Source organism: Listeria costaricensis, from assembly GCF_900183385.1.
GTDB lineage: Bacteria > Bacillota > Bacilli > Lactobacillales > Listeriaceae > Listeria > Listeria costaricensis.
In genome coordinates this window covers 138,510-150,591 of record NZ_FXUT01000008.1, presented here as the reverse complement: position 1 = coordinate 150,591, position 12,082 = coordinate 138,510, and the positions used below count along the sequence as shown (strand labels likewise).

Annotated in this window: 12 protein-coding genes and 1 tRNA gene; 5 read left to right on the top strand and 8 right to left on the bottom strand. The window is 41.3% G+C overall.

Going from position 1 to position 12,082, the window contains the following annotated elements:
- Positions 1 to 376: 376 nt before the first annotated feature.
- The 6 genes from CS921_RS07980 to CS921_RS07955 form a co-directional block, all read right to left on the bottom strand.
- On the bottom strand, positions 377 to 655 hold the full coding sequence (locus CS921_RS07980) for a YciI family protein (RefSeq protein WP_099222700.1): 279 nt from the start codon (positions 653 to 655) through the stop codon (positions 377 to 379).
- A gap of 15 nt (positions 656 to 670) precedes the next feature.
- Positions 671 to 889: a hypothetical protein gene (locus CS921_RS07975; protein ID WP_099222698.1), complete on the bottom strand. Its 219-nt coding sequence runs from the start codon at positions 887 to 889 to the stop codon at positions 671 to 673.
- 17 nt (positions 890 to 906) lie between these two features.
- Positions 907 to 1,347 (bottom strand): SMI1/KNR4 family protein, encoded by a 441-nt coding sequence (locus tag CS921_RS07970; protein WP_099222696.1) that lies wholly within the window; start codon positions 1,345 to 1,347, stop codon positions 907 to 909.
- A gap of 77 nt (positions 1,348 to 1,424) precedes the next feature.
- Positions 1,425 to 1,496: transfer RNA gene (locus CS921_RS07965), tRNA-Arg, on the bottom strand.
- A 107-nt stretch (positions 1,497 to 1,603) separates the two neighbouring features.
- Entirely contained in the window at positions 1,604 to 2,458 is an 855-nt protein-coding gene (locus CS921_RS07960; RefSeq protein ID WP_099222694.1) for a phosphatase PAP2 family protein, read from the bottom strand.
- Between the two features lie 182 nt (positions 2,459 to 2,640).
- Complete coding sequence (locus tag CS921_RS07955) at positions 2,641 to 4,086, bottom strand: lytic polysaccharide monooxygenase (protein WP_099222692.1); 1,446 nt, start codon at positions 4,084 to 4,086, stop codon at positions 2,641 to 2,643.
- Between the two features lie 333 nt (positions 4,087 to 4,419).
- Between CS921_RS07955 and clpP the strand changes: the two genes are divergently transcribed.
- Positions 4,420 to 5,013 (top strand): ATP-dependent Clp endopeptidase proteolytic subunit ClpP, encoded by a 594-nt coding sequence (gene clpP / locus CS921_RS07950; protein ID WP_099222690.1) that lies wholly within the window; start codon positions 4,420 to 4,422, stop codon positions 5,011 to 5,013.
- Positions 5,014 to 5,064: 51 nt separating this feature from the next.
- On the opposite strand, the gene CS921_RS07945 is transcribed toward clpP, so the two are convergent.
- Positions 5,065 to 6,660 (bottom strand): MucBP domain-containing protein, encoded by a 1,596-nt coding sequence (locus tag CS921_RS07945; protein ID WP_099222688.1) that lies wholly within the window; start codon positions 6,658 to 6,660, stop codon positions 5,065 to 5,067.
- A 473-nt stretch (positions 6,661 to 7,133) separates the two neighbouring features.
- Here CS921_RS07945 and CS921_RS07940 point away from each other — a divergent pair, with 473 nt between their 5' ends.
- The 4 genes from CS921_RS07940 to CS921_RS07925 are packed head-to-tail and all read left to right on the top strand — an operon-like array spanning position 7,134 to position 9,886.
- Positions 7,134 to 7,859 (top strand): metal ABC transporter ATP-binding protein, encoded by a 726-nt coding sequence (locus CS921_RS07940; protein ID WP_099222686.1) that lies wholly within the window; start codon positions 7,134 to 7,136, stop codon positions 7,857 to 7,859.
- Positions 7,860 to 8,702: a metal ABC transporter permease gene (locus tag CS921_RS07935; protein WP_099222684.1), complete on the top strand. Its 843-nt coding sequence runs from the start codon at positions 7,860 to 7,862 to the stop codon at positions 8,700 to 8,702.
- On the top strand, positions 8,699 to 9,634 hold the full coding sequence (locus CS921_RS07930) for a metal ABC transporter substrate-binding protein (protein WP_099222682.1): 936 nt from the start codon (positions 8,699 to 8,701) through the stop codon (positions 9,632 to 9,634). Before CS921_RS07935 ends, CS921_RS07930 begins: the two co-directional genes overlap by 4 nt.
- A gap of 12 nt (positions 9,635 to 9,646) precedes the next feature.
- Positions 9,647 to 9,886: a metal-dependent transcriptional regulator gene (locus CS921_RS07925; RefSeq protein WP_099222680.1), complete on the top strand. Its 240-nt coding sequence runs from the start codon at positions 9,647 to 9,649 to the stop codon at positions 9,884 to 9,886.
- A gap of 124 nt (positions 9,887 to 10,010) precedes the next feature.
- Here CS921_RS07925 and CS921_RS07920 read toward each other — a convergent pair whose 3' ends face one another.
- The gene (locus tag CS921_RS07920) at positions 10,011 to 11,852 is read right to left on the bottom strand and encodes a LapB repeat-containing protein (protein WP_162921715.1); all 1,842 of its coding nucleotides are present in this window, start codon (positions 11,850 to 11,852) and stop codon (positions 10,011 to 10,013) included.
- Between the last annotated feature and the right edge of the window lie 230 nt (positions 11,853 to 12,082).

The window sequence follows — 12,082 nt, the reverse complement described above, 5'->3', positions numbered from 1 at the left end:
ATAAATCCCCCCGAATTTTTTCCAACATAAAATATAATAGCGCTTTTTCCATTCATAATTGTATTGATTGAACACTTATTTCAAAATAATTTATGGCGATTTTTCAACAATTCATTTTGGAAAAATATCATCTCCTGGCCTTATTCTCTTTTTATTAAAGGTTCATTCTATTATTCCGCAAATTATAAAAAATATATTTCATATTGTAGTTTCATCTATAATAAAAGAGAAATTTCGCAAAAATATCCTTACGTTTAATGACTTAATCTCCACTTGTAACTTAGGTTGCAAACAGACATAAAAAAGAAGCTGCGCGAGAAACCATTTTATCAGATGGTTTCTCGCGCAACTTCTTGTTTTCTATCCAATGGACATTTTAACTTTCACTGGAAAATAAGCCCTTCGTTGGTAAAAATTCAATAATCCGGTACGTTGCAAGTCCTTCTCTATGAAAAGGATCCATTTGGATAGCCGCTTCTACCTCTTCACGCGCAGAAAACTGTCCCAGAATAATCCCGCCATCCCGCGGCTCCTTTCTGCCTGAACAGATAAATTGCCCCTTCTCATAATAATGATCCAAAAAGCGGCGATGCTCTTCCAGATAAGCATTGATTTTTTCCAAAGGAGCCGTATAGCTCAATTCAATGATAAACATGTTAATAACCTCTTTTCATTTCGTTGCTTGCAAGTATTTTTCTCGTATATAATTGGCTTGATCCAGTACTTCTTCTGCTGTCATTTCTTCATGAATATCGAGCTCACAAAAAAACTCGGCTACTTCTGGCCTTTCCATCATTTCACATAAAAAATGATCGGCTATTTCCAAATTGATAATGGGTTTTGTCAGATCCACTTCCATGCCTTCTAATTTTATCACTTTTCCATGCAAAAAATCCGTCATCTCCTTCAAATGCGCTTATTACGCAAAAATACATAAAAATCATTGATAGTCGAATGGATAGTGCCTTCCATCTGCACATACCCCGGCTCATCATGGTATAAAAGAAACAACGCACCATCTTCCTTTACGACAATTTGATTGCCCGCGCCGTCATCTGAAAATATAAAGCCGTCCTTTAAAAGGCTGCTTCTTTCTGCATCCTGATAATCCAACCGGCACTGCTGATTGGATGCCTCGATCCAAGACCAGCTCATATCATTGAAGCCAAAAGTCGTGCAGCCGACATGTGTTAAAATCGTTTTCAGATCAGCATTTATCGTGATGCCAAACTGCTGCTCAATCCGGGTGATCTGGGCAGGCTCAACTGGTTCACATGTAAATGTGAAAAAATCAATCTCCTTCTCTAAGGCCTGAAGCAGGTCAATCAACTCATGCACACTTTTCATCATCTTCCCCCCAGCCTTTCCAAAGTAAAAAATAGCCAAAAACGGCTCTACGGCAGCGTTTTTGGCTATTAAATAAGCGCCCTCGGCAGGAATCGAACCCACATTTTAAGAACCGGAATCTCACGTGCTATCCGTTGCACCACGAGGGCCTATCAAGTAACGGGAAAAATTTCACCGTACAAGAAGTTATTATACTTGAAAAATCGTTTAAATACAAGTACCCTCGGTGGTTTTTTTATAAAAAAGAGTTCTGTTGCTAGAGCTTAAGTCCGGCATGATATTCTTTTAATCGAAAGACCCAACACAAGAAAACATAGAGGCTGATGGAAATCAAGATGCCCATCGTAATGTCAGACAAGTAATGCGCCCCGAAGAATACGCGGCTGATTGCAACTGTTAGCCCCCAGATCACGCCGAAATAAAAGACTTTCTTCACGCGCGATGGTTTGGATGGATCAACATAGAGCGCCAGTCCGATCATACTGATTGCATTCGCCGCGTGACCGGATGGGAATGAAGCCGCGCCCGCCACACCTTGAATCAAATACCAAGGGGAAAAATTGCTGTAGTCTGGTAGCAAATCGCGAAAACGTACGCGTCCCCAGATTGGTTTAATGACATTGATGATGACATTTAGCAGAACGGAATATACAATCAGCAGATAGGCTACTCGCTCAAGTCGAAGAATCTCTGCCTTCTCTTTTTTTAAAAGCCATAGTCGATCGCACAAAATCCAAGCAGCAGCCAGAATGATTACAATAAAAATCGTGGATAGTGTTGTGTTCGACAAGCTTTCCACCCGAAAATTAATCATCATTGCTGCCATAAATACAGCCAGCAAAAAGGTTATAATCGTGAAAAAGGCATTCCAAATCCGTAATATTGGATGATTTTTATATTGAGCTGCCCGGAAAAAGATCACGGAACCGATCAGCAAAAATAGACTGGAGGCCATTTCACCAAAAATATACATAAATTGACAAAACGGTCGCGCTGCTGGGTCTGGATTTGCAATGGCTTTTGAAACCGGTAAATCAATAAAACTGAAAAGAATGAGGGCAACCACACAGCCCAGCACAATCCATAGATACTGCTTTCGTGAAAACAACATAATCGAAACTCCTCTCTTTGTTATCGCTTACATTATAAAACAAGTAGCTTTCTGGAAAAACAATACTTCTATCCTATCTCTGTTGTTTTTCGGTGTATCTTTATATTGGCAGAAAATTCCCGCAACAGAAAAAGCCCACACTGCAAACCATTTTCCTGTTTACAGTGTGGACTTTCATCGATTTATTCTTGAATTTCTTTCCATTCAGAAGCGCCGGATGGACGGACATTTTTGTTCCACCATTTTGCTTGGTAAAGCTTGCCATTGTAGCGAACTTTATCTCCGCCGCTATAGGCTTTTGTCGAATTCCAATCTGGAATATCCTTGCTGATCAGCTGCCAGACATCACTGGTTTCTGGATTATTGCCCTTTGTCCACCATTTTGCCCGGTAGCTTTTCCCATTAAAAGTGACTGTATCGCCAGCTAGATAGGTTTCATCAGCTGCCCAAACGCCTTCTAATTTCGGCTCTGTTTTAACTGTCATCTGATTACTTCCTGCCGAGCGGTTCCCTGACGTATCAACAGCAAACACTTGGTAGGTGTAGCTTGTATCTGCTTTAAGCCCCTTGTCCTGATACATATTCGACGTTGTGGAAGCGATTTTTGTGCCATTTCGATAAATGTCATAGTGGTCGACCTGCACCTTATCCGTTGCACGTTGCCAGCAGAAATCAACCGTTGAAGTCGTTTTCGCGTGTGCCATTAGTCGAGTCGGTGCAGTTGGTGCCACGTTATCAGCTGCCGGCTTCACTTTCGTTTGAACCGTCAATGCTTCACTTGCTGCAGAACGGTTGCCCGCAAAGTCACGTGCATAGACTTGATAGCTGTATGCCGTATCGGCCGCCAGTTGCTCGTCTGTAAATGTTGTTGTCGTCGATTCGCCGACTTTTTTGCCATCACGATAGATTTCGTAAGCAGCAATCCCTTTGTTGTCGACTGCCTTTTTCCAGCTTAATTGAACGGAATGGAAAGTTTGAGCAGTTGAAGTTAGTTCACTTGGAGCTGTTGGCGCTTCGGTATCTGTTCCACTCGGCTGCTCCCCGTCTCCGTTCACAATATTCGCATCGATCACTTGGTAAAAAGCATTCGCTGTATCTGCAATGTTCCAAATGCCTAAAATTACATAGTAGCCAGAGCGGTCAGCTGGAATTTCCACTTGCTGAACCACTTTTGTGCCTGGTTTTGATCCATTATCCTGAATCGTTTTAAGCGGCTCAAGTTCTGCACGCGTTAGAGGTGCATTCGGATCCCAGCCTTTTTTAGTAATGTAGTACTGCCAGCTTGCCGTGCTATGCGGAGCCGTCAGCGTCCACTCAAATGTATTAAGACCTGGCTGCATGTCTACTTTTACCCAGCGATCCTCGGTTTGTTCATCCAAAAGTGGATATTTTCCTCCGCCAGCAATTTGTCCATCTGCCGGACCTGCTGCCGGGAACCCTTTTGCCGCTTCGATACTTTGCGGCTCCCATTGTACGGAACCTACATTTTTATTGATGCCTAAATTGCCAAGATAGGCACGGCTTGCTGGTTTAGAAATATATCCATGTGCCGATGCATCCACTTTCATACAAAATAAGCTAATTCCAATGACAAGCAAAAACCCCACTATTTTAGTTATTCTCTTCAAATATTTGTCCTCCTGTTGTTTTTTTATATTTCTATATTAAAACAATTATTATATTGAAGTAAATATCTCTAAAGAAAACTTTAACTTTTCTCCATATTGATAAGCCGAAAGAACTACTTATCTTGCCATCCAATGTGGAAATGACTTATTTTCGCGAAAAATAAACAATTATTTTCATAAGTAGGATTACCTAATCGAGAGCTGGGGTAATGGATACAGAAAAAGGTGGAAAGTTCTTTTATTTGACCTACTTTGACCAATATTATATGATATAATCAACGTAAGTAAGAGAATACACTTTTTAAACTGAAAATCACAGGAGGTTTCTTGATTATGAATTTAATTCCTACAGTTATTGAACAAACAAGCCGCGGTGAACGTGCTTATGATATTTACTCCCGTTTGTTAAAAGATCGGATCATCATGCTTGGCAGTGCGATTGACGACAACGTGGCCAATTCGATTGTGTCACAACTGCTTTTCCTTGATGCACAGGATCCTGAAAAAGATATTTTCCTTTATATCAATTCTCCAGGCGGCAGCATTTCCGCTGGTATGGCCATCTATGATACAATGAATTTCGTTAAAGCAGATGTACAAACGATCGGCATGGGGATGGCTGCTTCCATGGGTTCTTTCCTACTAGCAGCTGGTGCGGATGGTAAACGTTTTGCTTTGCCGAATGCGGAAATCATGATTCACCAACCACTTGGCGGCGCACAAGGGCAGGCAACTGAAATTGAGATTGCTGCTCGTCACATTTTGAAAATTAAAGAACGTATGAACACGATTCTTTCTGAAAAAACTGGTCAGCCAATTGAAGTGATTTCGCGTGATACAGATCGTGATAACTTCATGGATGCCGCACAAGCAAAAGAATACGGCTTGATTGATGACATCATCGTCAGCAAGAACAGCCTGAAATAAGATGTTAAAAGCCCTTGAAAGTGTGTCGAGCACTTTCAAGGGCTTTTTTGTTTAGCTACGTTTTCTCAACCAGACACCGCAAGTGAGAATTAGTACACTGCCTAGAATCCAACTAAGCGAATTTTGTTGATCGCCCGTTTTCGGCAATGACTTGTTTATCTGTGCTAGCGGCTTGCTTGGCTGCTCATTGGCCTGCTTGACCACTGAAGCTGCGGCACCTGTAGGTTTCTGCTGGTCGACTGATGCCGGCTTCTGATCATCAGATGGGGTTTCCTGATCGGAATCTTGATCTTCTGGTGCAGGCGCCTCTTTTTCATAAAGATAAATGACTTCTTGAGGCTCTGCTGAAAATTGTCCGGCGGCGTTGCTTGGTGTCTCTTTCAAACGCCAGCCAGATATGCTTTTAGCTGTCGTCTGATAGGTCTCTCCCATTTTCCCCGTCAGAATCTGCGCATCTGCCAAACTGTTGCCCGCTTCGTCTTCAAATTTGACGGTCACTGGCGCCGCTTCCTGTTGCCGTTTGTAGCCTTGGGTAATCGTCCCTGAGAAGTAGAACTTACTGCCAAGTGACGGATCATCCCATGTAGAAGTGACCTGTCCCGCGTCCTCTAAATCCGTCCATAGAATATTCGCATCCTGAGGCGTTCCTATAGCTTCATTTTCAGCTGCTGGTGCGATGGGAACTGTTGCTCCGGCCGCATTTATCACTGGACTGGTTTGCCAAAAGCTTTCAGATGCAGTGACTTCATCCAGGGTGATTGTTTGAAAACGCGCATCTGCATTGATCAAATTCGGCAATCCGCCAAGTGGTGATAGGTCACGAATATGATTTTTATTCAATGTCAAATTTTGCAGCAGCGTCAGTTGATCCAAACCTGCCGTTGTGGTCAGTTCATTTCCGCTAAGATACAATCGGATCAGCTGTGATTTTTGCGCAATAAGGGGCAGGGCATTGTCATCAAGCTGATTATAGCTTAATTCCAAAACCTGCAGCTGGTCCAAATTTTGAATGAAAGAGACATCACTGATTTTATTCTCCCATAGGTACACAAATTTAAGCCCTGGTGAATGGCTCAGAAATGACGCATCCTGAATGTTGTTGTATCGGCACCCGAACTCCTGCAATTTGGTTAAAGAGGCAATCGGCGAATAATCTGCAATCGGATTGGCATCCAAATGAAGATTTCTCATCTCACTCAAACCGCGTAACGGCTCAATATCCGCCACCTGCGAATACATGATATATAAAACCGACATTTTTTTCAGATTGGCGAGCGGTTCGATGCTTTTGACTTGGCTTTTGGGAATGTAGAGATAATAGAAGTTTTCCGCATATTCCAACCCCTGTAAAGAACTCAAGGCTTGCTGATCTTCTGTAAAAGACAACGATGTGAGTCTTTTCATGTCATCCTTTGTGATACTGGCAGGATCAGCAATCTGCAATTTTTGCGCAACTGCTTGCTGTAAAACTGGATCCGGCATCCACGCATCCACCGATTCCTCATTTTTCAAGAGAGGTTTTTCCGTATGGATTGATTCTGTATTTGTTGTTTGTTGATTTTCTTGTGCTTGACTGCTCGCATTGCTCTCTGGTTGATTCGTGGTATCCTCTGCGAAAACTGCAGGCGAACATGCGACAATAAGCAAGCTAATAATAAGTGCTACTTTTGAAAATTTAATGTGATTTCGCTCCCTTCTAATGGCCGAATTTTATAATATCATACGAATTCAATCAAAAATAGTTGATTTCAACAGATAAATCCAACAATTTTGTGACATTTCATAAAAATCATCATTCGATATTCATACTGTAAGGATTTTTTGAGTGAATATCCGATAAACGCTTACGCATAAAGGAATTCCCTATGCGTCTAATTCACAACAGGTCTCGCTTATTGTTTCTTCTAATAAAAAAAGTTTGACAAGGGAAACTTTTTTATATATAGTAAAATTACAGAAAAACCACTCCATTGAGTATCCGCTTGCGCAAGCTGATTTTCGCTCATCAAAGTGATGGATATTGCCCCATGATCATACTTCTTGGGTGTAAATCGAAATAATTACTATTATCAATTAGAAAGGGACTATTTTGCTTTATTTGCATAAAAAAGGTGATTTTTATGATTATATGTAGAAATGTTCATGTCGCGTATCAAAATCATGTCATGGCGCTGGAGGATATTAATTTCTCTTTACAGGGACCGACTATTACTGGGATTATTGGGCCAAATGGCGCTGGCAAGTCTACTTTACTGAAAGCCATTTTAAAGATTACACCTCATACAGGAGAAATTTTCATCAATGGGGATGCTACTAAAAAATGGCTCAAACGGGTGGCCTATGTCGAGCAAAAAAGTGCCATTGACTTTACCTTCCCGATAACTGTCAAGGAATGCGTCTCGCTTGGGACCTATCCAGCAGTCGGCCTTTTCAGAAGGTTGAAGCGCTCCAACTGGGCGGATGTTGAACGTGCTCTGCGAACGGTCCGCATGGAGGCGTTTATAAATAGACAAATCAGCGAACTGTCCGGCGGTCAATTCCAGCGCGTCCTCCTAGCCCGCTGCCTCGTCCAAAAGGCAGATTTCATCTTTTTAGATGAACCGTTTGTCGGGATTGATTCCATTAGCGAGCAGATCATTATGCAGACGCTCCGCCAGTTAAAGAATGCCGGAAAAACGATTCTAATCGTCCATCATGACCTCAGCAAAGTGGGACAGTATTTCGATCAGCTGGTCATTTTGAACAAGCAGCTCGTCGCAGTTGGGCCCACGGAACGGGTCTTTCAGAAGGAGTCGCTGCTTCAGGCTTATGGAGAAAATATATTTGTGGACGGGGGGAATGACTAAATGCTCGCAAATTTTATTGACGGATTACAGAATTTTCACTTTTTACAAAATGCACTGATTACCGCTTTGGTGATTGGGATTGTTTCTGGAACGGTCGGCTGTTTCATCATTCTTCGGGGAATGTCGCTGATGGGAGACGCCATTTCTCATGCGGTTCTGCCCGGTGTGGCCATCTCGTTCATATTGGGGCTGAATTTCTTTATTGGGGCGATTATTTTCGGGCTTTTCGCTTCGGTCATCATTACCTATATTAAAAGCAACAGCGTGATCAAAGGTGACACGGCGATTGGCATTACATTCAGTTCGTTTCTGGCACTGGGCGTTATCCTGATTGGTGTCGCCAACAGCTCGACTGACCTCTTTCATATCCTGTTTGGGAACATTCTGGCTGTGCAGGATATCGATAAATATATTACGATCGGTGTCTCAATTTTTGTTCTACTGATCATCGTGATTTTTTTCAAAGAATTGTTGATCACTTCATTCGACCCGCTGATGGCCAAAGCATTGGGCATGAAAGTCAATTTTTACCATTACTTGCTGATGATCCTGCTGACGCTGGTCGCCGTTACAGCCATGCAAAGCGTTGGAACCATCTTGATTGTCGCCATGCTGATCACCCCCGCTGCAACCGCCTATCTTTACGCCAATAGCTTGAAAACGATGATGTTTTTATCTGCTAGCCTCGGCGCCCTCTCCTCTTTGCTAGGCTTGTTTATTGGCTACAGCTTCAATATTGCTGCCGGTTCCAGCATCGTTCTGACCTCCGCTACATTCTTCCTGATTAGTTTCTTTCTCTCGCCTAAACAAAATTTTTTAAGAAAGAAGGTTTATAGTAAATGATAAAATTTTTAAAAGGGATTGTTCCAGCTTTATTACTGCTGCTTATTCTAGGGGCTTGTTCGTCTAATGATACGGCCTCCGAGAAAGAAAACGGCAAGCTGAATGTCGTCGTCACCAACTCCATTTTGGCGGATATGACACAAAATATCGCTCAAGATAAAATCAACCTGCACAGCATTGTTCCAGTTGGAAAGGATCCGCATGAATACGAGCCGCTTCCCGAAGATGTGAAAAAAACCTCTCAAGCCGATTTGATTTTTTATAACGGGATCAATTTGGAGACTGGCGGCAATGCCTGGTTTACAAAGCTCGTCAAAAACGCTGATAAAAAGGAAAATAAAGACTATTTTGCAGCAAGCGACGGTGTGGAGGTCATTTACCTTGAAGGGGCTGATGAAAAAGGCAAAGAAGATCCACATGCCTGGTTGAACCTTGAAAATGGAATCATCTACGCTCAGAATATCGAAAAACAGCTTTCTGCAAAAGACCCGGAAAATAAGGATTTTTACAAGAAAAACCTAAATACCTATGTGGAAAAATTAGCCACGCTTGACAAAGAAGCCAAAAATAAATTCGGCGCGATTCCTGCTGACAAAAAAATGATTGTCACTAGTGAAGGCTGCTTCAAATATTTCTCGAAAGCCTACAATGTGCCGTCTGCCTATATCTGGGAAATCAACACCGAGGAAGAAGGCACTCCCGGCCAAATTACCAGCCTTGTCGAGAAATTAAGAGCCACTCATGTTCCCTCCCTGTTTGTTGAAAGCAGTGTAGACGAGCGGCCGATGAAATCTGTTTCCAAAGATACAGGCATCCCCATTTACGCAAAAATTTTCACAGATTCGGTGGCTGAAAAAGGAGAAAATGGAGACAGTTATTATGCAATGATGAAATGGAATCTAGATAAAATTGCAGAAGGCCTTTCAAAATAAGGTGTGCTACAAATGGTCAGGCAGACGCATGATATCTTTTATTTACTGGCTATCGACACGCTGGAAAAAGACCACCTCTCCATTCGCAATACAGATATTGCCCAAAAGTTAGCTGTTTCGCCCTCTTCTGTTACGAAAATGCTTGTGAAACTTGAAAAACAAGCCCTCATCAGCCATTCAAAAAATCAGATTCAGCTGACAGAGCGTGGCAAGCAGATAGTAGACGAATTCAAGTGGACATATGCTGATTAATACGCGGGCCAGAATGACGGAAAACGTCGTTCTGGTCCTATTTTGATTGTGCAAAGCTATTTTTAAATTTCGCCATGCAAAAAACGCCTTTTCTCCATTTGGAAAAGACGTTTTTCGACACAAGCTATTTAGAAACTTTTTTCTTTCTCAAGAGAGAATATCCAGCGGCAACGATTATGCCGCCTATTAATACCCATCCCCACATGGATTGATCCCCTGTATTGGGCAAAGTAGCTCGATCTTCTTGGTTTACTTTTGTGGCATTTTGCGTAGTTGTCGTTTTAGAATCGACTGTTTGATCAGACGTTGTTTTATCAGCATTTACTCGCTTCGCTTTTCCTGAATCATCGTTCACTGTTTGATCCGTCGCATCCTGATTACTTGGCACGACCTGATCTGTATGATTTGATTTAGGTTTGACAATATGCACGGTCATTTTCTTATCAACAGATTTTGTTCCCTCTTGGTTGCTGGCTGTCAGGGTTACTTGATAATCTCCTGGCGTTGAAAAATCAACCACTGTTTCAAAATCACTCGATAATTGATTCCCGTCTTCGGTTGTTGCGTGAATATCTTGTAAAAATGCTTGTTCGGATATTTTATCTGAGACATTATAGGTGATTTCATTATCAGCTGAAAGAGTGACTGCTTCCGTTTGCTGATAAGGCACTGTGACCGTTCCCGAACATAGTCCACTGTCTGAAACAAAATCATACTGGACAGTTCCTGACTCGTCTAAACCTGTCCACGTAATGGTATTTGTCGCTGCATCATAGACACCCCCATCTGGCACAGAAATATTCATCGAAGCCCCCGTCTCATCTTTCAAATCCTCACTAACTGGAACAGTTAAGGCGCCGCCTTCACACATTTGCTTTTCAGCCATAACCTGTTGATTGCCTGCACTAGACATATAGGGATCAATTAAATTCATAAAGGAAAAGTCTTGGATTTGATTATTAGAACAGTAAAGATATTTGATATCTGGATTCTGGCTTATATCTAAGCTTGGCAGTAAATTACTTGAACATTTAAGATAGCCTAAATCGGGATTCTGGCTGACATCCAAGGTTGTCAGTAAATTACCCGAGCAGTCAATGTCAGTCAAACTTGGGTTATGAGTCACGTCTAGGTTCGTCAATTGGTTATTTCCACAGTAGAAATTTTCCATTTTAGGATTCTGGCTTATATCCATGGTTGTCAACAAATTATTTGCGCAGTTAAGATCATTTAAATTAGGATTCTGACTGACATCTAAGGTCGTCAGCGAATTGTTAAAACATTGAAACTCACTTAAATCAGGATTTTGGCTGACATCCAAGGCCGTTAGCAAATTATCTGAACAGTACAAATCACTCAAATTAGGATTTTGACTGACATCCAAGGTCGTTAGTGGATTATTATAACAGTAAAAATTAGTCAACTTGGGATTCTGACTAACATCTATGCTGGTCAATTGATTATCATAACAGTAAAGTTCACTCAAATTTGATGCCTGACTTACATTTAAGTTTGTCAGTGAATTGCCTGAACATTTCAGATGCGTCATATTAGGATTCTGACTGACATCCAAGGTCGTCAGTTGATTATTATAACAAAAAAGTGTATTTAGATTAGGTAAATACTCCAATCCACTCATATCAGAAATATTTGAATCAGCGCAATCTAAAAACTTCATTTTGCTCAATTCTTCCAAGTCAATTGGATCTGTTGGTTGCATTCCCAATGTAGCGGCCACAGAATCCGCTAAGTTATCATCTGGAAAATAGTCATTAAACGTTTGTGTGCTTTCCTTAAGGTTCCCAGTAGAAGCTGTACGCTCATCTGTGGCACCTTGTTCTGGTTGTTGTATTGTCTCAACATTCTCACCTTGTTCGGTATCTATCTCATCTGCAAAACTGGCCATAGGATTTAATAAAGAAACGACTAACATCGATGGGAAAATGATTAATTTTGAAATTTTCATCATAAATCTCCTTCATTTATTTAACAATTTATCATTTGATCTTATAATTATCATTATACTACCGAACACCATCTTGAAATGTCCTTAAAAATACTAATATAACAATCATTGTGAACATTATTTGAACGAATTGTTTTTTATACTGATTGATTTATAGATGAAAAAGCCCTATACACCTTCTTATACAACAAAAAATGGCTGTTCACACAAAAAAAATGAAACATGCCATT